16 protein-coding genes and 2 tRNA genes are annotated in these 24,127 nt (G+C 74.5%); 9 read left to right on the top strand and 9 right to left on the bottom strand.

The window, feature by feature from the left end:
• A partial coding sequence (locus tag ACZ4M3_RS11380; RefSeq protein ID WP_467731326.1) for a hypothetical protein occupies nt 1-218 on the top strand: 218 nt, incomplete at its 5' end.
• Between the two features lie 174 nt (nt 219-392).
• On the opposite strand, the gene ACZ4M3_RS11375 is transcribed toward ACZ4M3_RS11380, so the two are convergent.
• The gene (locus ACZ4M3_RS11375) at nt 393-926 is read right to left on the bottom strand and encodes a MarR family winged helix-turn-helix transcriptional regulator (RefSeq protein WP_136210625.1); all 534 of its coding nucleotides are present in this window, start codon (nt 924-926) and stop codon (nt 393-395) included.
• Between the two features lie 112 nt (nt 927-1,038).
• Here ACZ4M3_RS11375 and ACZ4M3_RS11370 point away from each other — a divergent pair, with 112 nt between their 5' ends.
• Nucleotides 1,039-2,340 (top strand): MFS transporter, encoded by a 1,302-nt coding sequence (locus tag ACZ4M3_RS11370; RefSeq protein WP_467731325.1) that lies wholly within the window; start codon nt 1,039-1,041, stop codon nt 2,338-2,340.
• A 70-nt stretch (nt 2,341-2,410) separates the two neighbouring features.
• On the opposite strand, the gene ACZ4M3_RS11365 is transcribed toward ACZ4M3_RS11370, so the two are convergent.
• Complete coding sequence (locus tag ACZ4M3_RS11365) at nt 2,411-4,141, bottom strand: ATP-binding SpoIIE family protein phosphatase (RefSeq protein ID WP_467731355.1); 1,731 nt, start codon at nt 4,139-4,141, stop codon at nt 2,411-2,413.
• A 156-nt stretch (nt 4,142-4,297) separates the two neighbouring features.
• Nucleotides 4,298-5,737, bottom strand: coding sequence for an NAD(P)/FAD-dependent oxidoreductase (locus tag ACZ4M3_RS11360; protein ID WP_467731324.1), 1,440 nt, complete (start codon nt 5,735-5,737; stop codon nt 4,298-4,300).
• A gap of 341 nt (nt 5,738-6,078) precedes the next feature.
• Between ACZ4M3_RS11360 and ACZ4M3_RS11355 the strand changes: the two genes are divergently transcribed.
• Together ACZ4M3_RS11355 and ACZ4M3_RS11350 are read left to right on the top strand one after the other, a co-directional pair.
• Nucleotides 6,079-6,843, top strand: a complete 765-nt coding sequence (locus tag ACZ4M3_RS11355; RefSeq protein WP_467731323.1) for a TetR/AcrR family transcriptional regulator — start codon at nt 6,079-6,081, stop codon at nt 6,841-6,843.
• A 192-nt stretch (nt 6,844-7,035) separates the two neighbouring features.
• Nucleotides 7,036-8,970 (top strand): sigma-70 family RNA polymerase sigma factor, encoded by a 1,935-nt coding sequence (locus tag ACZ4M3_RS11350; protein WP_467731322.1) that lies wholly within the window; start codon nt 7,036-7,038, stop codon nt 8,968-8,970.
• Here ACZ4M3_RS11350 and ACZ4M3_RS11345 read toward each other — a convergent pair.
• Together ACZ4M3_RS11345 and ACZ4M3_RS11340 are read right to left on the bottom strand one after the other, a co-directional pair.
• The gene (locus ACZ4M3_RS11345; RefSeq protein ID WP_467731321.1) at nt 8,957-12,130 is read right to left on the bottom strand and encodes a BTAD domain-containing putative transcriptional regulator; all 3,174 of its coding nucleotides are present in this window, start codon (nt 12,128-12,130) and stop codon (nt 8,957-8,959) included. The genes ACZ4M3_RS11350 and ACZ4M3_RS11345 overlap by 14 nt on opposite strands.
• A 385-nt stretch (nt 12,131-12,515) precedes the next feature.
• On the bottom strand, nt 12,516-14,774 hold the full coding sequence (locus ACZ4M3_RS11340) for an asparagine synthase-related protein (RefSeq protein ID WP_467731320.1): 2,259 nt from the start codon (nt 14,772-14,774) through the stop codon (nt 12,516-12,518).
• A gap of 654 nt (nt 14,775-15,428) precedes the next feature.
• Between ACZ4M3_RS11340 and ACZ4M3_RS11335 the strand changes: the two genes are divergently transcribed.
• From ACZ4M3_RS11335 to ACZ4M3_RS11320, 4 genes are all read left to right on the top strand, one after another.
• Nucleotides 15,429-17,069: a sporulation protein gene (locus ACZ4M3_RS11335; protein ID WP_467731319.1), complete on the top strand. Its 1,641-nt coding sequence runs from the start codon at nt 15,429-15,431 to the stop codon at nt 17,067-17,069.
• A gap of 67 nt (nt 17,070-17,136) precedes the next feature.
• Nucleotides 17,137-18,339 (top strand): L-2-hydroxyglutarate oxidase, encoded by a 1,203-nt coding sequence (gene lhgO / locus ACZ4M3_RS11330; protein WP_467731354.1) that lies wholly within the window; start codon nt 17,137-17,139, stop codon nt 18,337-18,339.
• 108 nt (nt 18,340-18,447) lie between these two features.
• Nucleotides 18,448-19,260, top strand: coding sequence for a tRNA (guanosine(46)-N7)-methyltransferase TrmB (trmB, locus tag ACZ4M3_RS11325; protein WP_467731318.1), 813 nt, complete (start codon nt 18,448-18,450; stop codon nt 19,258-19,260).
• A gap of 43 nt (nt 19,261-19,303) precedes the next feature.
• Nucleotides 19,304-20,596, top strand: a complete 1,293-nt coding sequence (locus ACZ4M3_RS11320; RefSeq protein WP_467731317.1) for a PrsW family intramembrane metalloprotease — start codon at nt 19,304-19,306, stop codon at nt 20,594-20,596.
• On the opposite strand, the gene ACZ4M3_RS11315 is transcribed toward ACZ4M3_RS11320, so the two are convergent.
• From ACZ4M3_RS11315 to ACZ4M3_RS11305, 3 genes are all read right to left on the bottom strand, one after another.
• Nucleotides 20,586-21,632 carry a M23 family metallopeptidase gene (locus ACZ4M3_RS11315; protein WP_467731316.1) on the bottom strand — a complete coding sequence of 349 codons (1,047 nt, stop codon included), beginning with the start codon at nt 21,630-21,632 and terminating at the stop codon, nt 20,586-20,588. The genes ACZ4M3_RS11320 and ACZ4M3_RS11315 overlap by 11 nt on opposite strands.
• A gap of 299 nt (nt 21,633-21,931) precedes the next feature.
• The gene (locus tag ACZ4M3_RS11310; RefSeq protein WP_467731315.1) at nt 21,932-23,104 is read right to left on the bottom strand and encodes a PP2C family protein-serine/threonine phosphatase; all 1,173 of its coding nucleotides are present in this window, start codon (nt 23,102-23,104) and stop codon (nt 21,932-21,934) included.
• Nucleotides 23,105-23,304: 200 nt separating this feature from the next.
• Nucleotides 23,305-23,378, bottom strand: a tRNA-Met gene (locus ACZ4M3_RS11305).
• Between the two features lie 311 nt (nt 23,379-23,689).
• Between ACZ4M3_RS11305 and ACZ4M3_RS11300 the strand changes: the two genes are divergently transcribed.
• Nucleotides 23,690-23,762, top strand: a tRNA-Lys gene (locus tag ACZ4M3_RS11300).
• A gap of 151 nt (nt 23,763-23,913) precedes the next feature.
• Here ACZ4M3_RS11300 and ACZ4M3_RS11295 read toward each other — a convergent pair.
• A partial coding sequence (locus ACZ4M3_RS11295; RefSeq protein WP_467731314.1) for a hypothetical protein occupies nt 23,914-24,127 on the bottom strand: 214 nt, incomplete at its 5' end.

Below are 24,127 nucleotides of genomic sequence, written 5' to 3'. Positions count from 1 at the left end.
ATCAACTTCTGGCGTTGATTTTTGGCACGCTGTTGAGTTCTCAAGGAACGGACGCTTCCTTTGTACTCACCCTCGCGGGTTTTCCTCCGGGCGCTCCTTTGTTCTTCTTTTCGTTCTTGCGTTTCCGACTCTATCAGACCCTTTCCGGCCTGACCCCCAGTCAGCGGGGTTTGTCTTCCGGGCTGTTGGGCCCTTCCGACTCCCAGAACTCTAGTTGATTTCCCCGGCGATTCATAATCGGCCTTCGGGAATTCATTCGGGCATGCCGAAATTGTTCCCAGTGGGTGATCGTGCTGAGTTGGGTGCCGCGACGAGGCGGCGGGAGGTGCCGTCGCCAGAACCTTCCGGTCCTGGGACAACTCGAAGAACCTTACGGATCCCGGGAGGTCGTGTCAACCCCGGGCTTGGAGGTCCTCCACCCGGTCCAACAGGCGCGTGAGCATGTCGCCCAGCACGCCCCGCTCCGCCGTGGACAGGTCCTGGAGGAGGTCCTCCTCGAAGACCGTCGCCGCGCGCATGGCGTCGAGCCACTTGCTGCGGCCCTCGTCCGTCAGTTCCACGATGACGCGGACCCGGTTCGACTCGTCCCGTTCCCGGGTGACGAGTCCCTCCGCCGTCATGCGGTCGATCCGGTGGGTCATCGCCGCCGGCGTCAGGCCCAGCTGCTTCGCGAGTTCGCTCGGGCCCATCCGGTACGGCGCGCCGGAGATGACGAGGGCCTTGAGGACCTCCCACTCCGCGTTGCTGATGCCCAGGGCCGCGGTCTGGCGTCCGTACGCGACGTTCATACGGCGGTTCAGCCGGCTCAGGGCCGAGACCACCTTCTCGACCTGGGGGTCGAGGTCCTGGAACTCGCGCTGGTAGACGGCGATCTGCTCGTCGAGGCTCGGCTCGTGGACGGGGGTAGTGCCGTCGGTTTCACCCATGCCCCGAAGTATCGCACGAGCTCGTTGGCGTCTAACTCCTTCAATGTGTAGAGTTAAGCATCGAACTTTAGGCATGAAGTCTTGAGGCTTCAGTTATCGAGGCAGGTGAGAAGTGACCAAGGTGATGGGCGCTGCGATGCGGCGGATCCAGGCCGGCAACGCGCTGACGGCGTTCGGCATCGGCTTCACGGTTCCGTTCCTCTACATCTACGTGGCGCAGGTGCGGGGTCTGGGCTCCATGGCCGCCACGAGCGCGTTCGTGGCGTTCGCGCTGGGTGCTCTGATCGCGCTGCCCTTCACCGGTCGCGTCATCGACCAGCGCGGGCCCGTCCCGGTCGTGATGGGCGCCGCCGTGGCCGCGTCCGCCGGTGCGCTGTCGCTCGGGCTGTCCTCCGGCGTCGTACCGATCCTGCTGTCCGCTCTGGCGCTCGGCGCCGGGCAGGCCGTGATGCAGCCCGCGCTGGCCACGATGATCGTGTGGTGCTCGACGCCGTCCACCCGGACGCGCGCCTTCGCCCTCCAGTTCTTCATGCAGAACCTGGGGCTGGGCATCGGCGGTCTCATCGGGGGCCAGATCGTGGACGTCAGCCGTCCGGGCAGCTTCACGCTGCTCTTCGGCATCGAGGCCGTGATGTTCCTGGTGCTGGCCGGCGTCATCGCCACCGTGCGGATGCCGCACGCGCCGAGCATCAAGGACGCCGTGCCGAAGGACCCGCGGGCCGGTGGCGGCTGGCAGCGGATGCTCCGGCACCGCGCCATGGTGAAGCTGCTGGTACTGGGCTTCGTGATCTTCTTCGCCTGCTACGGACAGTTCGAGTCCGGGCTGGCCGCCTTCGGGACCGAGGCCGCCGGCATCTCCCCGTCGACCCTCGGCTTCGCACTCGCCGCCAACACGGGGGCGATCGTGGTCGCGCAGTTCGTCGTGCTCAGGCTGGTCGAGAAGCGCCGGCGGTCCCGGGTCATCGCCCTGGTCGGGGTGATCTGGACCGGGGCGTGGGTCATCGCCGGGTTCTCGGGGCTGGGGCACGGCAGTGCGCTGATGGCCGCCGGTGCGTTCATCACCACGTACGCGCTCTTCGGCATCGGCGAGGCCATGCTGTCGCCGACGCTGGCGCCGCTGGTGGCTGACCTGGCTCCGGAAGGCTCGGTGGGTCAGTACAACTCGGCGTTCGCGCTGGTCAAGCAGATGGCGCTGGCGCTCGGGCCGCTCGGGGTGCCGCTGGGTGCGGGCGTGCCGATGCTGTACGTCGGGGTTTTCATCGCCGTTTCGCTCGGGATCGCGTGGCTGGCGCTGCGGATCGGCAAGCAGCTGACCCCGGTGCAGGACAACCCGTCGCTGGCCAAGGTCGCGGCGCCGGCCGAGCCGGTCGCCGAGCCGGTCACCGCGCAGGTGCCGCAGCGCGTGGCCGCGTAGCCCGGTGAGCACAGGGAAAGGCCCGGTCCGTGGGGACCGGGCCTTTCTCGCGTCCGGGAGGTGTGCCCGGCTATTTGTCCGGCAGGGCGAATTCGCACCAGACGGCCTTGCCGCCGCCGGGAGTGCGGCGGGTCCCCCAGCTGGAGGCGATGGTCGCGACGATGGAGATGCCGCGGCCGGTCTCGTCGGCCGGTTCGGCGCGGCGGCGGCGCGGGAGGTGGTCGTCGCCGTCGGTGACCTCGACGATCAGGCGGCGGTCGGTGCGCCGCAGCCGCAGCCGCATGGGCGGCGTTCCGTGCTGGAGGGAGTTGGCCACGAGTTCGCTCGCGGCCAGGACGCCGAGGTCGCACAGCTCGACGGGGAAGCGCCAGGAGGCCAGCACGCCCTGCGCGAAGGCGCGGGCGCGGGGGGCGGCTTCGACTCCGCCGAGGAGTTCGAGGGCGGCGTTGTGGAAGAGCTCGGCGTCGGCGCCGGTGCGGGCCGGCTGCTGGAGGACCATGACGGCGACGTCGTCGTCGTGGTCGGCGTCGACGCCGAGGGCGCGCATCAGCCGGTCGCAGATGACGGCCGGGGTGCCCTGGGCGCCGGACAGGGCGCGTTCCAGGGCGGCCACGCCTTCGTCGATGTCCTCGCCCCGGCGTTCCACCAGCCCGTCGGTGTAGAGGACGGCCGTGGAGCCGGGGCCGAGGGCGATGGTGCCCGAGGTGTGGAGCCAGCCGCCGGTGCCGAGCGGCGGGCCGGTGGGGTCGGCGGCGCGGCGTACGGTGCCGTCCTCGTCGCGGACCAGGATCGGGAGGTGGCCGGCGGAGGCATAGGCGAGCAGGCCTTCGCTGGGGTCGTGGACGGCGTAGACGCAGGTGGCGATCTGGCTGGCGTCGATTTCCGCGGCGAGGCCGTCGAGGAGCTGGAGCACCTCGTGGGGCGGCAGGTCGAGGCGCGCGTACGCGCGGACGGCGGTGCGCAGCTGGCCCATGACGGCGGCGGCGCGGACGCCGCGGCCCATGACGTCTCCGATGACGAGGGCGGTGCGGCCGGCGCCGAGGGTGATGACGTCGTACCAGTCGCCGCCGACGGCGGCTTCGGTGCCGCCGGGCTGGTAGGTGGCGGCGATGCGGAGGTCGTCGGGCTGTTCCAGCTCCTGCGGGAGGAGGGAGCGCTGGAGGGTGACGGCGGCCTCGCGCTGGCGCCGCTCGCTGGCGCGCAGGCGTTCGGCGGCTTCGGCGTGGTCGGTGACGTCGGCGAGGTGGACCAGGACGCCGGTGTGGTCGGCGTCCGTTTCGTCTTCGGTGCCGGCTTTGGGGAAGGCGACGGGGGTGCAGGTGACGGTGTACGAGCTGCCGCCGCCGGGTGCGGAGCGGTTCTTGGCGGTACGGGGCTTGCCGCTGCGCTGGACCTGGTCGAGGAGCGGGAGCAGGCCGAGCTCGCCGAGTTCGGGGAGGGCGACGTGCGCGGGGGCGCCGGTGGTGCGGGCGCCGAAACCGGCGGTGTAGGCGTCGTTGACGTAGGCGACCCGGTGCTCGGGGCCGTGGACGAGGGCGACGAGGGCGGGGAGCAGGCCGAGGACTTCCCGCGCGGAGAGTTCGTCGAGGGACGGCACGGCGGTGAGCGGGCCCGACCCGGTTCCTCGGACGGTGGGGTCGGCGGGGACTCCGTCCGGGGGCGCCGGGGAGTGGGTGGCCGCGCCGCGGGCCGCCGGGACCGAGCCCTCGCCCCGTTTGGCCTGGGCGGCGGCGTGTTCGGTCCGGGCGGCGGCGCGGCGCTGCGTTCCGGGGAACCGGGCGCTCCAGCGCGTGAAGTTCACTGCGTTCAAGCCTCGTGGTGTCGCGAGTGGTCGCTGTGTCTGCCCCAGCAACGGCCGGGAGCTGCCCCCAGGGTCGAGCGCTGGACGGTGTCACTCTGTGCAGGTGTGAGCCCACCTATGGTCACACGTCCAGTGTGTCCGAGCGCACTGACAGCGTCAGTTCCCGTTGTCCTTCGGGGGGTTGGCGGCGGGGCCGGGTGGGGGCGCGGGTGGCGGCGCGGGCGCGGCTTTGGGGGTGCCACCTGCGGCGAGTTCGAATTCCGCGCGGGGGTGTTCCAGGGAGCCGAGGGAGACGATCTCTCGTTTGAAGAGGCCGGAGAGGGTCCATTCGGCGAGGACGCGCATCTTGCGGTTGAAGGTGGGGACGCGGCTGAGGTGGTAGGCGCGGTGCATGAACCAGGCGGGGTAGCCCTTGAGCTTGCGGCCGTAGACGTAGGCGACGCCCTTGTGGAGGCCGAGGGAGGCGACGGAGCCGGCGTACTTGTGTGCGTACTCGGTGAGGACCTCTCCGCGCAGTGCGGCGATGAGGTTGTCGGCGAGGGCCTTGGCCTGGCGGACGGCGTGCTGGGCGTTGGGGGCGCATTCGCGGCCGCGCTCCTCGGCGGTGATGTCGGGGACGGCGGCGGCGTCGCCGGCGGCCCAGGCGTGTTCGACGCCTTCGACGGTGAGGAAGGCGGTGCAGGCGAGGCGGCCGCGTTCGTTCTTGGGCAGGTCGGTGGCGGCGAGGATCGGGTGCGGTTTGACGCCGGCGGTCCACACGACGGTCCGGGTGGGGAAGCGGGATCCGTCGCTGAGGACGGCGACCCGGTCCTCGCAGGATTCGAGCCGGGTGTCGAGGCGGACGTCGATATTGCGTCTGCGCAGCTCACGGATGGTGTAGACGCCCATCTCGGGGCCGACTTCGGGGAGGATCCGGTCGCTGGCCTCGACCAGCACCCACTTCATGTCCTCGGGCTTGATGTTGTGGTAGTACCGGGCCGCGTACCGGGCCATGTCCTCCAGTTCGCCGAGGGCTTCGACACCGGCGTAGCCGCCGCCGACGAAGAGGAAGGTGAGGGCGGCGTCGCGGATCGCGGGGTCGCGGGTGGAGGAGGCGATGTCCATCTGTTCGATGACGTGGTTGCGCAGGCCGATGGCCTCTTCGACGCTCTTGAAGCCGATGCCGTAGTCGGCGAGGCCGGGGATGGGGAGCGTGCGGGAGATGGAGCCGGGCGCGAGGACGAGTTCGTCGTACTCGATCTGCAGGGGGCCGGTGCCCTCGTCGCTGGTGGCGAGGGTGGTGACCGTCGCGGTGCGCTTGGCGTGGTCGATGTGGTCGGCCTCGCCGATGACGATGCGGCACTTGTCGAGGACGCGGCGCAGCGGGACGACGACGTGGCGCGGGGAGATGGCGCCGGCGGCCGCCTCGGGGAGGAAGGGCTGGTAGGTCATGTAGGGGTCCGGAGTGACCACCGTGACCTCGGCCTCGCCCGGTCTCAGCTTCCGCTGGAGTCGGAGAGCCGTGTACATGCCGACGTAGCCGCCGCCGACGACGAGGATGCGCGCGCGGGGCGGGGTGCCGGGTGCCGTGCCCGGGGAGTTAGCAGCCTTCACCATCCCATGACGCAACGTGGCTGGGAGTTTGTCCACAGGCTCGGCAAATTGTGTGACCGGGGGGAGGGGTGGGACGGGGTTGTCGAGGGGTCCGGATCTGGCTGGAGCGCCGCAGGTCAGGGGGTACGGAGGGGGTGATTCCGGAGGCTTCCGGCGGAAAAGTGGGGGTGAATGCTCCGATCGGGCGGTGCTCCGTGCGGGGCTGCCTCTTCTGAATTGACTCTGGCTCAACTATGTTCGTATCTCGTCGAGGAGCAGGACCGGGGCCCACTGACCGTGGCCCACCTCGACACGAAGGCGGGGAGTGTCTCCGGGGGGAGACAAATGATTACCGGGGGATACATATGAACATGTCCGATTTCCATGGTTCTGCGACCGCTCTGTCGGCTGACGGCGGCCGCGTGATGACCGGCGCGACGACTCACGGCGTGGGGCGCTCCACGCCCCTGCGGGTCGACGCCCAGCGCAACCTCGAACACGTCCTGCGCGCGGCGCGCGAGGTGTTCGGCGAGCTGGGCTACGGGGCGCCGATGGAGGACGTGGCGCGGCGGGCCCGAGTCGGTGTCGGCACCGTGTACCGGCGTTTCCCGAGCAAGGACGTGCTGGTCCGGCGGATAGCCGAGGAGGAGACCGCCCGGCTGACCGACCAGGCGAAGGCCGCGCTGGGCCAGGAGGAGGAGCCGTGGCAGGCCCTCTCCCGCTTCCTGCGCACCTCGGTGGCCTCGGGAGCGGGCCGGCTGCTGCCGCCGCAGGTGCTGCGGGTCGGCGCGGCCGAGGAGGACGGGGTCGAGGAGGCGGAGGCCGTGCGCGTTCCGCACCAGCGGCAGGCCGTCGTCACCGGTGCTCCGGACCTGCGCGTGGTGGGTTCGCGGGCCGCCCATGAGGAGCCGTCCGAGGACGCCGGGGCGGGTGCGCTGCTGGAGGTCGTGGGCCGGCTCGTGGAGCGGGCCCGGGAGGCGGGCGAGCTGCGTGCCGATGTCACGGTGGCCGATGTGCTGCTGGTGATAGCGACCGCCGCTCCGGCGCTGCCGGACCCGGCGCACCAGGCCGCGGCTTCCTCGCGGCTGCTCGACATCCTGCTGGAGGGGCTGCGCTCGCGAACGGTGTGAGCGGGGCGTGAGCGGGCGGGCGGGAGGTCCGTCACTCGGACGTCAGCCACTCGAACGGGTGGGGTTCGGCACGGTGAGTCGCCGGATCGTCCCCGGATGAGTGGATGCCCGGCGGAGCGGCCCGGGGCGCGCGTGCCGTGTGCCACGCTGGATCGGTGTACCGGTTGAGTGTGGCGTGCGGGGGCTTGCGCGATGGGCGTTGACGGGCGCGGCGAGTCACTCGGTGACGCCGGTGACAAGACCCGGGCGGATGGTCTGCCCGCGCGGCAGGTACCGGCGCAGCGCGATCCCGCCGGCCGGCACGCCTCCGCGGGCGGGCCGGGCGGGGATCTTCCGCCTTCGGACGCCGACCTGGTCGCCCGGATGCGCGGTGGGGATGACGGCGCCTACGAGGAGCTGTTCCGCCGGCACGCCGATGCCGTACGGCGCTACGCGCGCACCTGCTGCCGGGACGCGCACACCGCCGACGACCTGACGGCCGAGGTGTTCGCGCGGACCTTGCAGGCGGTCCGGGGCGGGTCCGGTCCGGACCATTCGGTGCGGGCCTATCTGCTGACGACCGTGCGGCGGGTCGCCGCGGCGTGGGTGAAGACGGCGAGGCGGGAGCATCTCGTCGAGGACTTCGCCGTGTTCGCGGAGCAGGCGGCCGCCGGTACGGAGGGTGGCGGCGGGCTCGGTGGGCTGTCGGGGGACGACACCCTGGAACTGGGCGCCGATGTACGGGCGATGCACGAGGCCGAGCAGTCGCTGGCGATGCAGGCGTTCCGCAGCCTGCCCGAGCGGTGGCAGGCCGTGCTCTGGCACACCACCGTGGAGGAGTCCACGCCGAGCGCGATCGCGCCGCTGTTCGGGCTGAGCGCCAACGCGACGGCGGTCCTGGCCAGCAGGGCCCGTGAAGGGCTCAAGCAGGCCTACCTCCAGGCGCATGTGAGCTCGGCGCTGAGCGAGGGCGGCGACTGCGCGCAGTACGCGGACCGGCTGGGCGCGTACGCGCGGGGCGGGCTGCGGCTGCGGGCGGAGCGGGGGCTCCGCAAGCACCTGGAGGAGTGCGCCAAGTGCCGGCTGGCCGCGCGGGAGCTCAAGGACGTCAACGCGGGGATTCCCGCGCTGCTGCCGGTCGCGGTCATCGGGTGGTTCGCCGCCGGGTACGCCGCGAAGGCGGCGGGCGTGGTGGCCGGCGGTGCGTTCGCGGCCGGCGGGGCCGGGGCGGCCGCCGCGGCGGCCGGGGGATCGACGGCGGGTGCCGGAGCCGCGGCCGGAGCCGGGGCGGCGGGGGCCGCGGGCGGGGCCGGGGCGGCCGGCGGGTCGGGGGCCGGGGGCGCAGTGGTCTCCGAGGGGCTGGGGATGCCCGCCAAGGCTGCCATCGCCGCCGGGCTCGCGGTCGCGGCGGCCGCAGGGGTGGTGTTCGCCCTCACGGGGGACGATGCCGAGCAGCAGGCGGGCGCGCGGCCGGTGCCGGGGGTGGTGGCGCCGGTCCGGCCCGTGCCGGGCTCTGCCGCGCCGCCCGCGCCGGAGGTGGGGCCGCCGCAGTCGCAGCCGCCGGTGGCGGAGGTCCCCGTACCGCCGCGGCGGAGTGCGGCGGCGCCGTCCCGGACTCCGGCGGCCAAGCGGCCGGCTTCCCCGTCACCGGCGCCGTCGCCGTCGAAGCCGCCGGCCGCGTCCCGGTCCCCGAAGCCCGCGCCGAAGCCGCCGCAGGGGTACCAGCTGGCCCGGCTGGAGCACTCCGTGTACGGGGAGCACGCCGGTCCCGAGCTGCAGACCTGGCGCAGCAGCTGGGTGTGGCAGCGCTGGGGCCTGATGGTGGGCGGACAGCGGTTCGGGCAGGGGATCACCGTGAACTCCCGTTCCTCGGTGGAGATCAGCCTCAACCGGAGGTGCAGCGCCTTCTCGGCGCGGGTCGGGGTGGACGGGATGACCCTGATCACCGACGGCGAGGTGCGGTTCTCCGTGTACGGGGACGGCCGGCGGCTGTGGCAGTCGCGCCCTCTCGGGTACGACGACGCCCCGGTCGGCGTCGAGGTGCCCCTGGCCGGGACCACGACGCTGCGGCTGGTGGTGGAACGGGCCGGGGAGGGGCGGCTGCCGGCGCTGGCGAGCTGGGCCGACGCGGTGGTCAGCTGCGGCTGAGCAGTCCCGCCGCCTCGCCCGGGGTCAGCGCGGCGCCGGCCGCCTGCGCCTCGGCGTAGCGGGCCGGTCCGAGTGCGGCGAGGTTCCCGCCCGGGAGCGCGCGCAGGGCGGCGGCCTCCGGTACCGACCGCGGGTAGCCCGCGCGCCAGGCGGTGGCTGCCGCGAGGATCCGTACGGACTCGGTGTGGCGCCCGGCCGCGGCGAGCATCACGGCAGCGGTCTCGGCGAGCGAGGCCAGGACGCGTTCGGCGCAGTGGGCGGCGACGGCCCGCTCCAGCGCCGGACCGACCCGGTCCAGTCCGGCGGCCGGGCCGTGCTCGCGGGCGGTGAGGATGGCGTCGACGTTGTCGAGTCCAGTGGTGAGCTGGGCGGGCGCCGCGGTCTTCCCGGCCTCGGCGCGGGCGAGTGCGATCCGGGTCCGTGCGGCTGCCTCCTGGCCGCGGAAGAGGGCGATCAAGGCGGTCAGGAGATGGCCGTAAGCCCGTACGTCGTGCATGCCTCCGTACCGCTCGGCTTCGCAGTCGGCTTCGGTCAGCACCTGCTCGGCGCTCTCGAAGTCACCGGCGCTGAAATCGCATTCCGCCATCCGGGTGAGGGCGAAGGGGGCCTCGCTGTCCGCCCCGACCTCCCGGGCCAGGCGCAGACACTCCTCGTACTCGGTGCGGGCGAGGCCGTACTGGCCCCGGGAGAGCGCGTACTCCCCCGAGGCGCTCGCGACTTGTGAGCGGATCCAGCGGTCGCCGCACCGGCGGGCGATCGCGTGGAGTTCGGCGAGGTCGGCTTCGACGCCGGGCAAGCCGCCGGTGGTGTCGATGGCGAGGTGGACCCGGAACATGAGGACGACGCCCAGTTCCCAGTCGGCGCCGTACCGACGGCAGTTCTCCATGCTCTCGTCGAGGCTGCGCAGACAGTCGGCGGTGGCGCCCGCGAAATGGGCCGTCACGGGCCACAGCATGCCGGGGAAGCTGATGCTCTCGGGTCCACCGCGGCGCAGTGCAGCGGTGATGCGGGCGGCGCGCTCGGCGAACTCGGGGCTCTGGAACTCCTCGGCGGTGCGTTCCCCGGAGGTGAGGAACAGGTGGAGCAGTTCCAGGCGGACCCGGGTGCGGTACGCGGGTGAGTCCTCGGCCGGGCCGTCGGGGACGGCGGCGCCGGGCGTGAGGGCGAGGACCCGGACGGCCCAGTCGGCGCCTTCGGTGCAGTAGTGGCGCAGCCACCAGAACCAGCCGAGGGCGAAGACGAGGCGCGCGGCGGTCTCGGCGTCGGCGGTGCGCACGGCACGTTCGAGGGCGGCACGCAGGTTGTCGAGCTCGGTTTCGATCTGCCGGATCCAGGGGAGTTGGGCGGCGGAGCGCAGGAACGGTTCGGCTTCTTCGGCAAGGTCCAGGAAGTGGGCGGTGTGGCGGCGGGCGGTGGCCCGCGCGTCGGCGGGCCGGGCGCGGGCGCGTTCGGCGGCGTACTCGCGGATGGTTTCCAGCAGGCGGTAGCGCATGCCGTCGGGGCCGGGTTCGGCCAGGACGAGGGACTTGTCCACGAGGGAGCCGAGGGTGTCGGCGACGTCCAGGCCCGGCTCGGCGCAGACGGCCTCGGCCGCGGCGAGGTCGCAGCCGCCGGAGAAGACGGACAGCCGGCGCAGGACGGTGCGCTCGGGTGCCGTGAGGAGTTCCCAGGACCAGTCGACCACGGCGCGCAGGGTCTGCTGGCGGGGCAGGAGCGTGCGGCTGCCGCCGGTCAGGAGCCGGAAGCGGTCGTCGAGGCGGGCGGCGATCTGGCGGGGGGTGAGCAGGCGCAGGCGCGCGGCGGCGAGTTCGATGGCGAGCGGCAGGCCGTCGAGGCGGGCGCAGATCTCGGCGACGGCGTCCGGGTCGTCGGCGGGGTCGAAGCCGGGGCAGGCCGCGGTCGCCCGGTCGGCGAACAGGCGGTGCGCGGGGGCGGGCGGCAGGGGTTCGAGCGGGCGCAGGACCTCGCCGGGGACGCCGAGGGGCTCGCGGCTGGTGGCGAGGACGCGCAGGCCGGGGCAGTGGGTGAGGAGCCGGTCGGCGAGTTCGGCGGCGGCGGCGATGACGTGCTCGCAGTTGTCGAGGACGAGGAGCATGCGGCGGTCCGCGCAGTGCTCCACGAGGAGGGTCGCGGGGTCGGTGGAGGCGCCGCTCGTGTCGTGCGCCACCAGGGTGTTCTCGCGCAGGCCGAGGGCGCTGAGGACGGCGCCGGGTACGGCGGCGGGGTGGTCGAGGCGGGCGAGTTCGACGAGCCAGCCGGGTTCGGGGTGGGCGGCGGCGGCGTGTTCGGCCAGGCGGGTCTTTCCGGAACCGCCGGGTCCGGTGAGGGTGACGAGGCGGGAACGGGACAGGTCGGTGCGGAGCGCGGCCAGTTCGGGCTCGCGGCCGACGAAGGAGGTGAGGCGGTGGCGGAGGTTGCCGGTGGGGCGCGGCTCGGGCGGGGGCGGGCGCAGCAGTTCGGCGTGCAAGGCGCGCAGCTCGGGGCCGGGGTCGGTGCCGAGGCCTTCGGCGAGGGCGCGGCGGGTGTCCTCGTAGGCGGCGAGGGCGTCGGCGGGGCGGCCGGCGGCACGCAGGGCGCGGAGGCGGAGGGCGTGGAGGGGTTCGTCGTACGGGTGCTCGTGGATCAGCGCCGCCAGCTCCGGGAGGAGCGTGGCCGGGGCGGGGACGCCGGTCGTGAGGTCGGCGGCGATCCGGTCGCGGAGGGCAGCTGCGCGCAGGGCCTCGGGGCCTGCGGCGTGGGCGGTGCGGGCGGGTTCGGGCAGGTCGGCGAGGGCGCGGCCGCGCCAGAGGGCGAGGGCGGAGCGGAGGGCTGCGGGGTCGGCGTGGCGGGTGCCGGCGCGGGCGAGGCGGGTGAAGCGGTGGAGGTCGACGTCGTCGGGGGTGGTGGCGAGGCGGTAGCCGCCGGTGGGATCGGCGAGGACGGCGTCGCGTGAGCCGAGGGCGCGGCGGAGCCGGGAGACGAGGGCGTGGAGGGCGGCGGGGGCGTCCTGGGGCGGGTCGTCGCCCCAGACCTCGTCGATGAGGTCTGCGGCGGGGGCGACTGGGGCGGCGGCGCGGAGGGCGAGGGCGGTGAGGAGGGCGCGCAGGCGCGCGCCGCCGATGGGGAGGGGGGCGCCGGTCGCGTCGCGTGCCTCGGTGGGGCCGAGGATGAGGTAGCGCACCGGGCAATTCTGCCGTGCCCCTGGCCGGGGGGGTGGGGGTTTTCGGGTGCGGCGCCGTCAGGCGAGCGGGCCCGGTCCCAGGCGCGGCACCGTCGCACGAGCAGGCCCGGTCCCAGGCGCGGCACCGTCGCACGAGCAGGCCCGGTCCCAGGCGCGGCACCGTCGCACGAGCAGGCCCGGTCCCAGGCGCGGCACCGTTGCACGAGCGGGCCCGGTCCCAGGCGCGGCACCGTTGCACGAGCGGGCCCGGTCCCAGGCGCGGCACCGTTGCACGAGCAGGCCCGGCTGCGCCGGGCATCGCGGGGCTCCGCCCCGCACCCCGCGCCTCAAACGCCGGCCGGGCTGGAAAGGTGCCGGCGGGGCGGGTGTTGCCGGAGTCGGGCGGTCAGGAGAGGGCCGGGCGGCGGTGGGGGAGGCCGGTGGGGACCGCGCGGCGACGGGGGGTGGAGGTGCCCGTCCAGCAGGTGCCGCGGCGGGACAGCAGGCGGCGCAGCCACAGTTCCATCGAGACGAGTTCCGCCAGCCCGTCCAGCGGGACCGGCCGGCCGTCCGCCGCGTCGAGCAGGGCCTGGCGCACCACCCGGGCCTCGATCAGGCCGGCGTCCGCCAGCAGCGGCGCGCTGAACAGGGACAGCAGCGAAGTCAGGGCGGCGCGCAACCCCAGGCGGGTGGCCGTCTCGTTGGGCTCGGGGGAGCTCACCCCCCAGCCCGGCGGCAGTTCCCGTACCCCGGAGGCCGACAGCACGCTGCGCAGGATCGCCGCCCGGGCCCCGGGCTGTACCCGCAGCGACTCGGGCAGGGCGCGCGCGGCCCGTACGACCTGGTTGTCCAGGAACGGCGCGTGCAGCCGCTGGCTGCGGACCTCCACGGCCTGCTCGAAGACCCGGTGGTCGGCGGCGTGCCGGGTCAGGGCGGCGCGGGCCCGGGCCTCGCCGGGGCGCAGGGACAGCGGTGGCCGGCCCGCGGCGGTGGCCAGCCGGATCGATACTTCCGCCAGGGCTTCGCCGGTCAGCCAGCCCGCCGCCGGTCCCGGCCGGGACCAGGTCAGGGCCGCCAGCGAGGCGTCCACCGGCCCGACGGCGGCCGCCGCGACCGCCCCTTCGCGGAGCCGGGCCGCGGCGGCTTCCATACCCGCGCGGTACGACGTACGGGCGAGCCGCCGGGCGGCCGCGTAGACGGTCAGCGGGACCAGCAGGGAGTGGGAGTCCGCGGACGCGGTCCGCGCCAGCGCGGCCACCGGGCGCAGCAGGTGGCGTCGGCGGCGGTCCATCAGCAGGTCGGCCAGCCGGGCCGGGTGCGCGTCGAGGACCTGGCGGGCGCCGTGCCCGGTGAAGTGGTCGGCGGAGCCGGCCGCCAGGCGGCGCCGCTCGCGCGCGGCGAACACGAGCGAGGGGCCGGGTTCGTCGGTCAACGGACCGTCTAGTTCCGCGTACGGGAGGGCTTCCTCGGCGGCGGCCACGACGACGTGGTGCAGCCGGGGGTCGGTCGCGATGGCGTGGGCCCGTTCCAGCTCGGCCTCGCGCCCCTGGGGCGTGGCGAGGTCGTTGAAGGTGACGGCGAGGAGCCGTGAGCCGGTTCCGGGCAGGCTCCCCGGTACCCCGGGCAGCCCCGCCGCGAGCAGGGCCAGCGTCGCGGAGGCGCTGCCGCCGGACAGGTCGGCGCCCACCCCGGGCACCGGAGCGGGGGCGCCGCGGGCCGCGCGCCGGTCGGCGGGGCCCATGCCGGGCACCGGTCCGGGGTCGGGAACCAGCGTGTCGGGAGCATGCCGGGGGGCCGTGAGCCGGGCGCGCACCGCGTCGACCAAAGCTTCCCGTACGCCCTCCACCGCGCGCTCGGGGTCGGCTTCGGGGGCGGCGACGGCGAGGGAGGCGACCGGTTCGTACCCGGTGATCTCCCGGGAGCCCTCGCGCAGGATGAGGGTGTGGCCGGGCGGGATGCGCCGGACGCCGACGTACGGTGTGCCGTCGCCCAGTGCCTCCGGGCTGTCGGGGCAGGCCAGGAGGGCGGCGAGATGGCCGATGTCGAGCTGCGCCTCGATGAGGTCGGCGAGCGGGAGGGCGGCGGTGGCGTACGCGGTGCCGCCCGCCCAGGGCGTGTAGAAGACGGGCCGGGCGCCGGCGAGGTCGCCGAGGACGGTGATCCGGCGGCCGGCCTGCACGACGGCGGTGTAGCTGCCGGACCACTGGGTGAGGTGGCGCAGCGCCCCGCCCCGGGCCGCGTACAGCGCGCGGCGCAGTTCGGCGTCGGTGGCGCCGCAGCAGCCGAGGACGGCGAGCCGGGTGAAGGGGTCGGCGGGGTCGGCCGTGATGGTGCGGATCTCGTCGGGGCGCCAGTCCCCGACGGCCCAGAGCGGGTCGGGGTCGCCCCACAGGAGTTGGGCCCCGACGGGGTGGACGGTCCGCTCGGCGTCCTGGGCGGCCGGGTCGTCGGGGTAGGCGGCGTCGGCGAGGCCGCCGCGGGGGGTGTCCGCGTAGGGGGTCCCGGCGGTGGAGCCGTACGCCGTGGCAGTGTGGGCCGCCGTCCCGTACGGGGATCCGCCCGTGGTCCCGTATTCGTACGCGGAGCCGGAAACGCCCTGGCCCGAGACCCTTCCGGCCGTGCCGAAGCTCGCGGCGATACTGCTCCACCCGACCAACCAGCGCACCGCCGCCGCCTCCCCAGCCTGTGGGCAAATGACCGGGGCACGGGCAGTGCGGTCGGCGTGCGGGCGCGACCGTCCGGGGCCCCGGGTGGCTCGGGGTCCATGCTGCCACGAGACGTGGCGTGCGAGACGGGTTCGGGGGGCGCACATGCAAACGAACACGCCCCCGGCACACGGTATTTGGCGTTCCGTTCCCACCGCCCCATAGGTCGGTTTCAGCCATTCTTCGGCCGTACTGAACGGCCGTGACGGCCCGCGGCGGCCCGTACCGACCGTCGGCGGGGCGCGGTCCGGGGGGCGGTATCCGCCCCCCGGACCGTTCCGCCACCCGCGGGGATTGAGGCAGCGGCATCCCCCGGCCCACCCGGTTCCCACGGGATCCGCGCGGCGGGCCGACCCACGCACCGCACATCGAATCGCCGGGCCCGGCGGGCGGCCAGAGCGCACGGCCGGGCGCACGGCGCCACGGGCGGAGCACGCGTCGCCCCGCGCGCCCCGGGTCCGGTCCCCTCCCGACTGTGCGTGCGGACAACAATCTCGCCATACGGAAGGCGGGGCCTTAACGCTTGGGAGGCGGGGAACTACGCTGGGTTTACGAAATGCCGGGCGCCTATGCCCCGGCGGCGTCTGCGTTCCGCGTGTGACGAGGGGTGGCGCATGTCCAGGGAGCTCCGCGAGCCCAATGAGAAGCTCGGCGCCGTGCTCGCCCTGGCGGGCATCAGCAACGCCGGGCTGGCCCGGCGGGTGAACGACCTCGGCGCGCAGCGCGGCCTGACGCTCCGGTACGACAAGACCTCGGTGGCGCGGTGGGTGTCGAAGGGGATGGTGCCGCAGGGCGCGGCGCCGCATCTGATCGCCGCGGCCATCGGCGCGAAGCTGGGGCGCCCGGTGCCGCTGCACGAGATCGGCCTGGCGGACGCGGATCCGGCGCCGGAGGTCGGTCTGTCCTTCCCGCGCGACGTGGGGGCGGCCGTGCGGTCGGCCACCGATCTGTACCGGCTGGACCTGGTGGGGCGGCGTGGGGGCGGCGGGATCTGGCAGTCGCTCGCCGGCTCGTTCGCCGTGTCCGCCTACGCGACGCCCGCTTCGCGCTGGCTGATATCGCCCGTCGACAGTTCGGTGGCCCGCGAGCCGGGCGGCGCGGGGCCGGAGCGGGAGGCGGACGGGCCCGCCGCGGCGGCCGGGCCGCCGGCGCCGGCCCGGCAGGGCCCGCGCACCACGCACTCCCCCCGGGAACCGGGCGCCGCGGCGCAGGGCCCGGGAACCGCCGGTCCGAGCGCGGGAGCGGCGCCCACGGGGACGGCGAACGCGGGAGCCGGGACGGCAGCGGCGAGCGCGGGAGCGGGGGCGGGGACCGCCGGGATCTGGGACGTCTCCCCGCAGCGGGTCGGCCACAGCGACGTGACGAAGCTGCGCGAGGCCGCCGAGGACGCCCGTCGCTGGGATTCCAAGTACGGCGGCGGCGACTGGCGTTCTTCGATGGTCCCGGAGTGCCTGCGCGTGGACGCCGCGCCGCTGCTGCTGGGCTCCTATACGGACGAGGTGGGCCGGGCGCTGTTCGGTGCGACCGCCGAGCTGACCCGGCTGGCCGGGTGGATGGCGTTCGACACCGGTCAGCAGGAGGCCGCCCAGCGCTACTACATCCAGGCGCTGCGGCTCGCCCGCGCGGCCGCCGACGTACCGCTCGGCGGGTACGTGCTCGCTTCGATGTCCCTCCAGGCGACGTACCGGGACTTCCCCGACGAGGGCGTCGACCTCGCCCAGGCGGCCGTGGAACGCAACCGCGGTCTGGCCACCGCCCGCACCATGAGCTTCTTCCGGCTCGTGGAGGCACGGGCGCACGCCAAGGCGGGCGATCCGGTGGCCGCCGGGGCGGCGCTGCGGGCGGCGGAGGGCTGGCTGGAGCGGGCCCGGGACGGCGATCCGGATCCGACCTGGCTGGGTTTCTACTCGTACGACCGGTTCGCCGCGGATGCGGCGGAATGCTACCGGGACCTGAAGCTGCCCCGGCAGGTGCGCAGGTTCACCGAGCAGGCGCTGTCCCGCCCGACGGAGGAGTACGTGCGCTCGCACGGGCTGCGTCTGGTGGTGAGCGCGGTCGCCGAGCTGGAGTCGGGCAACCTCGACGCGGCGTGCGCGGCGGGCACCCGGGCGGTGGAGGTCGCGGGCCGCATCTCCTCGGCTCGGACGAACGAGTACGTACGGGACCTGCTGCACCGGCTGGAACCGTACGGGGACGAACCGCGCGTCGCGGAACTGCGCGAACGGGCCCGGCCGCTGCTGGTGACACCCGCTTAGCCACGTTGTCGGTGGCGGGGTGCAGTATGCAGGGGTGGGAGGTGTCGGGTTGGGCGGCGGCGTGGGCATGGGCGTGGGCGTGGACTGTGACGTGCTGGTGATCGGCGGCGGGATCGTCGGTCTGTCGACAGCGCATGCCTTGTCGCGCCTGGCTCCGGGCACCCGGGTGACCGTCCTGGAGAAGGAGGCCGGCCCGGCCCGGCACCAGACGGGCCGCAACAGCGGGGTGATCCACAGCGGCATCTACTACCGCCCCGGCTCCCTGAAGGCGCGGTTCGCGGTGCGCGGAGCCGCCGAGATGGTCAAGTTCTGCGCGGAGCACGGCATCGCGCACGAGGTGACCGGCAAGCTGATCGTCGCCACCGAGCGGGACGAGCTGCCGCGGCTGCACGCGCTGGTGCAGCGGGGCCGGGAGAACGGCATTCCGGTGCGGGAGCTGGGCCCGGCGCAGATCACGGAGTACGAGCCGGAGGTGCGGGGCCTGGCCGCGATCCATGTCGGCACGACCGGGATCGTGGACTACGGGCAGGTCGCGGCGCAGCTGGCGGAGGCCTCGGGTGCGGAGATCGTCTACGGCGGGGCGGTGGACCTGATCTCGCGCCGCCCGGGCGCGGTCGCGGTCCGTACGACGGCCGGCGCGGTGGTGCGCGCCCGGGTGCTGGTGAACTGTGCGGGCCTGCAGTGCGACCGGATCGCCCGGCTGGCCGGCGACGAACCCGGGATGCGGATCGTGCCGTTCCGGGGCGAGTACTACGACCTGGCCCGGCCTTCGCTGGTGCGCGGGCTGGTCTATCCGGTGCCGGACCCGGCGTTCCCCTTCCTCGGGGTGCACCTGACCCGGGGCATCGGGGGCGGGGTCCACGTCGGGCCGAACGCGGTGCCGGCCCTGGCGCGCGAGGGGTACGGCTGGGGCACGGCCTCGCCGCGGGACCTCGCCGACGAGCTGGCCTGGCCCGGGTCCTGGCGGATGGCCGCGCGGCACTGGCGGTACGGCGCCGGGGAGATCCGGCGTTCGCTGTCGAAGCGGGCCTTCACCGAGGCGGTGCGCCGCCTGCTGCCGGGGGTCTCGTCGGCGGACCTGGTCCCGGCGGCGGCCGGGGTGCGGGCGCAGGCCGTCCTGCGGGACGGGACGCTGGTGGACGACTTCCTGATCCGGGAGGCGCCCCGTACGGTGCACGTCCTGAACGCCCCGTCACCGGCGGCGACCGCGTCCCTCCCGATCGGCCGCGAGGTCGCCCGCCGCGCCCTGGCCGCCCTCGCCGCGAGCTGACCCCGCGCGTCCGGCGGTTCCCGGCGGCCCGGACCCGCGTCCGGCGGCGCCCGGCCGCCGTCGCCGGCGCGGAGCGGGGCGGTGCCCGAGTCGTAGAATCGGCACATTGTGTCTGAGTCCCTGAATCCCCAGCCGCCGAGCGCCAGCGCCCCCGCAGCGGGCGCCGCCTCGTACACGCCCCCGAAGTGGCGCACCGAGCCCCGCTTCCCCGACGGGCCCGCCCCCGACCCGGCCGGCTCGCACCACGAGCGCCGCATCCGCAGCTTCCAGCCGCGGCGCAGCCGGGTGACGACCGGGCAGGGCGAAGCCCTGAAGCGGCTCTGGGGCACCTGGGGCCTGGACATCGACGGCCACGAGGTCATCGACCTCAAGGCGATGTTCGACGGTCTCCCGGTCGTCCTGGAGATCGGCTTCGGCATGGGCGAGGCCACCGCGCAGATGGCCGCCGCCGATCCCGGGACCGGCATCCTCGCGGCCGACGTGCACACCCCCGGCCAGGGCAACCTGCTGGCCCTCGCCGAGCGGAACGGGCTGACCAACGTCCGCGTCGCGAACGGCGACGCCATCATCCTGCTCCGCGAGATGCTGCCGCCGGACTCCCTCGCCGGGCTGCGCGTCTACTTCCCCGACCCCTGGCCCAAGGCCCGCCACCACAAGCGGCGCCTGATCCAGCCGGAGTTCCTCGACCTCGCCGCCACCCGGCTGGCCCCGGGCGCGGTCCTGCACTGCGCGACGGACTGGGAGCCGTACGCCGAGCAGATGCTCGAAGTGCTCACCGCGCACCCGAAGTTCGAGAACACCCAGCCGGACGGCGGCTACGCGCCCCGCCCCGGCTTCCGGCCGCTGACCCGATTCGAGGGTCAAGGGCTCGACAAGGGGCACGTGGTACACGACTTGCTCTTCCGTCGCACGGAGAACTGACAACGTCACTCCCCGTGTCAGACCGGCTCGCTAGGGTGATGACGTGGAGTACCGAGCGCTGTCAGGTGTGCTCGCGCGTCCATCGGACCCGGTCCGTACGCGCGTGCTCGTCGTCCTGCTCGCCGCGCCCGGCGTCGCGATCCTCGAACTCGTACGGCAGCAGACCGGCACGGCCGGCTTCTGCGTGGGCGTCGCCCTGGCCGTGCTGCCGGTGCCGCCGCTCATGGCGGCGTTCCGGTGGCTCGGGCGGGCCGCGCCCGGCCCCTGGCGGCAGTTGCTGTTCTGCTGCGGCTGGGGGGCCTGCGCCGCGGCGCTGATCGCCATACTGGCCAACAGCTTCGCCACCCAGTGGATAGCCGCGGCCACCGCCGACCCCTCCGATGCGGACCAGCTCGGCTCGGTGGTGATCGCTCCGGTGGTCGAGGAGAGCGCCAAGGCGGCGGCCCTGCTGCTGGTGTTCGTGCTCCGAAGACGACGGCTGGCCGGACCGGCCGACGGCTTCGTCCTCGCCGGGTTCACCGCCACCGGCTTCGCCTTCACCGAGAACATCCTCTACTTGGGCAACGCCTTCGACGAGGACGTGGCCGACGGTACCGGCGTGCTCGACTCCGTCACGGCGGCGACCTTCTTCGTACGGATAGTGCTGTCGCCGTTCGCGCACCCGCTGTTCACGGTGCTCACCGGACTCGGCTTCGGCATGGCCGCGCTCAGCCGGCGCCGACGGGGCCGGGTCGGCCTGCCGTTGCTCGGGCTGGCCGCCGCCATGGGCCTGCACGCGCTGTGGAACAGCTCCTCGCGCTTCGGGGAGTACGGGTTCTACGTGGTCTACGGCTGCGTGATGGTCCCGGCGTTCGGGCTGCTGCTGTGGCTGGCGGTGCGGATACGGCAGCGCCGGCTGCGGGCCGTCGCCGCCGAGTTGGCGGTGTACGCCGCCGCGGGCTGGCTCGGTCCGGCGGAGGTGCCCGCCCTGGCCTCCATCCCGGCCCGCTCGCTGGCCCGCTCGCTGGCCCGGCGCACCGGCGGCCGGGCCGCGGGCAGAGCCGTCGCCCTGTACGAGGCGGATGCGGCCGCCCTCGCCCTGCTGCGCCACCGCGCCCGTCGCGGCGGCCCGGTCCGGGAGCGGGACTTCGCGCTGCACGAGCGGGAGTTGCTGCGGGGCCTGTGGCTGCGCCGGGCGACCGCCGGGCCCGCCCTCTCCCGGGCGGCGGTGCTGGAGGAGCTCCTGCCGCCGTGGTTCGACCCCGTCCCGGCACCGGCCCGGCCGGGCGTCGTGCCGAGCCCCAGACCGGCGCGGGCCAGGACCTCGAACACCGGGGGCGCGGACGCTAGACGCTGAGCCCCTTGGACGTGAGCCAGGCCAACGGGTCCATCGTGGAGCCGCCCCGGCGTACTTCGAGGTGGAGATGGGCCCCGGTGACGTTGCCCGTCGCGCCGACCCGGCCGATGGTGTCCCCGGCGCCGACCGCGCCGGAGGTCACCGACATCGAGGACAGGTGGCAGTACCAGATCTCCGTGCCGTCATCGAGGCGGAGCACGATCCGGTAGCCGTACGCGCCGGACCAGCCCGCCGAGATGACGGTCCCGCCGCCCACGGCCTTGACCGGGGTACCGGTCGGCGCGGCGAAGTCGAGACCGGTGTGGTGGCCGGAGGACCACATGGAGCCGGAGTCCCCGTAGTGGGAGGTGAGCGTGTAGGCGGAGGTCGGCAGCGCGTAACCGCCGGCCGCCGGCGCCGCCTCGGCGCCCTCAGCCCGAGCCGCTCCGGCCCCGTCCTTCGCCGCCTGCTGCTCGGCCGCCTGCTGCTGGGCGGCCTGCTGCTGGGCAGCCGCACGCGCTTCCGCCGCCGCCCTGGCCTCGTCGGCCTCTTTCTGCGCCGCCTCCCGCTGCGCCTTGGCCTCTTGGGCCGCGGCTTCGCGCGCCGCCCGCTCGGCGTCCGCCCGGGCCTGGCTCTCGGCGGTGTCCTGCTGCGACTCGGCCTGCTGCAGGATCCGGTGGAGCAGCGCCTCACCGGCATCAGCATGCCCCTGCCCCTGCTCCCCGCCCGGTGCCTGCGCCGCCGCGGAGGCCGGCACGGCGGCATGAGCGGCTTCGTGGTCCGCGCCGCCGCCCAGCAGGTCCGGGAACGAGGGCAGGGATATGGCGGCTTGGGGCCGGTCCTGCGCGGTGGCTATGCCGCCGGCTCCGACCGCGGCGATCACGCCGACACCGAGCACGGTCGAGCTGCGGGCCAGTCCGCCGCGCGGCTTGGGCACCCGGTGCTTGCCGCGGACCGGGCGGGCCGAGTCCTCGGTCGGGTTCCACTCGCCCCAGGCGCCGGCGGTGGGCGTCTCCTGGCTGTCGGTGCCTTCGTGGGCAGGCGAGTTGGAGGCCACGGGGGCACACTCCTCATGGGCGGGAACGCGCGCGGTGCCGTCTCTTGCGACGGCTGGGACGACCGCGCTGCGTTATCGAACGGTAATAGACGCGGGGGAGTGATTCCAAGCTGTAGCGATTGATCGTTAACCTCAATCGGCCACCGCCCGCACGGCTTTGGCCCGAACATTGCACCCATTACCGGTGATCTCGGACGAATATTGCCGCCTGACCCACAGCTTCACGCCACACCGGCCGAACCCGCCTCCGCCTCCCCGCATCACTGAAGGGCGCGACCCGAACACGCGCCGTGATGACCCTACTCGCCGCCGCGCCGCACCACCGGCACCGTGCGGCGCCGGTCCGGCTGCCCCCGCGCCGGGCGGCCCACGGCCAGCAGCGCCATGTCGTCCGTGGCCCCGCCGCCCGTGTGCCGGCGTACGTCGGTGCTCAACGCGTCCAGCAACTCGTCCGGCCCGGGGAAGACCCGCCCGCGCAGCCGGGCCGCCGGATCGTAGAACTCCCCCGCCGCGTTCCGGGCCTCCGTCAGGCCGTCCGTGTACAGCAGCAGCGTGCTGCCCGCCGGGAAGGGCCCTTCGTCCACCCGGTCGGGCCAGGCGCCCAGCTCGCCCATCCCCAGCGGCAGCGCCGGCTCGCTCGGTGCGAGCGCCACCAGACGGCCGTCGGGGTGCAGCAGCAGCGGCTCGGGGTGGCCCCGGTTGACGAGCCGCAGCACCTCCGCGTCCGCCGGGACCTCCCCGAGCACGCAGGTCGTGAACCCCTCCACCGCGTCGAGGCTGTCACGCCGTACGCCCTCCCGGGCCAGGGCCCGCTCCAGCCGCTGGGCGAGCGCCTCCAGCGTCGGCTCGGTCTCCGCCGCCTCCCGGAAGGCGCCGAGGACGACCGCGACGGCCTCCACCGCCCCCAGCCCCTTCCCCCGTACGTCGCCCACCACCAGCCGCACCCCGTACGGGGTGTCCTGCACCGCGTACAGGTCCCCGCCGATGAACGCGTCCGCCTGCGCGGCCTCGTACCGGGCGGCGACCTGCAAGCCCCCGATCCGCTCGGCCGGAGTCGGCAGTACGGCCCGTTGGGCGGCCTCGGCGATCTCGCGCGCCGAGGCGAGCCGCTCCCCGCTGCGCCGCACGACCCGGTTGATCAGCAACGCCATGCCGGACACGGTGACCACGGTCGCCAGCTCGGTCAGCGCCTCGGCCCGCGCGCCGGTGTCGGCGTAACCGCGCAGCACGACCACCGCGAGCGAGGCGGCGCATCCCGTCAGTGCGGTCGCCCGGAACGAGTAGAGCGGAGCGGCGATCAGCGGGGCGGCGGAGAAGAACGGCGAACCGGTGTAGCTCGGCGGTGACGCGAGGTCGAAGACGAAGCCCAGCACGATCAGCACGAACGGCAGCGTCCGGACCACCCGCCGGGCCACGCCGTCGCCGGCGCCCGTCACGAGCTCGTCGCTGTCCTGCCGGCTCCGCCCCACCACGCTGTCTCCTGCCGCCCGGTCCCTCGCGGGGTGCGGGCACGCTGCCGCCTCGCCCCCCAAGGCTGTCGCCGGGCGGGCCTCTGCGTCGACCCGGCCGAGGCCGTCCGGGTGACGGCGGCGCGGGCGGGGAGGGCGGCGACCCGGGCGCGGGGAACGACGAAGACCCGGCTCCCCAAAGGGAACCGGGCCTTCGTACTGAGTAGCGGGGGCAGGATTTGAACCTACGACCTCTGGGTTATGAGCCCAGCGAGCTACCGAGCTGCTCCACCCCGCGTCGGTAAACACAACTCTACGTCATTCGGGGGACGGCTCCTGCCAATTACTCGCCCAGCCCCCTCCGGCCGACCATAACCGCAGGTCAGAGCCGTGCAGAAAGGTTCCGCAGGGGCAGTTCCCGGCTCCGGCCGGCGGTAGCCCGGGCGACGAACACCGGCCCCCGGGGTGCAAGTTCCGCCCCCCGAAGGCACGCCCGGCCTCACCGCGGACCCGTCGGCGCCCTTGGCGGGAAACCGGCCGGGCCACTCCGGTCGATACCCGATCGGCCTCGCGTCCCTCTGCGGCTATGCTCTGGGGTGAGCACACCGAGGGCCATTAGCTCAATTGGCAGAGCAGCGGACTTTTAATCCGTTGGTTGTCGGTTCGAGTCCGACATGGCCTACTGCTCAGCGCAGCGCCCCGTCCGGTTTCCACCGGGCGGGGCGTTCGTCGTTCCCGCAGGCCGACGGGCCGGCGGGCCCGGGGAACGGGCTCGGCCCCCACCGCACCGGAGTGCCGTGGGGGCCGAGTCTGCGTCAGAGGGCGGTCAGCCGTCAGCCGTTGCGCTTCCAGCGCGGCTTGTCGTCACGACGGCCGCCGAAGGAGCCGGTGGAACCGGAGCCGGAGGGGCGGTTGTCGTCACGACGGCCGTAGGGGCGGTCGCCGCCGCCGGACCGGAAACCACCGGACGGGCGGTCGTCGCGGCGGAAGCCACCGGCGGGACGGTCGTCACGGCGGAAGCCACCGCCACGGTTGTCGCCACCACGG

The sequence above is a fragment of the Streptomyces sp. NPDC026522 genome (assembly GCF_055567555.1).
This window is presented reverse-complemented; position numbering and strand designations above follow the sequence as displayed.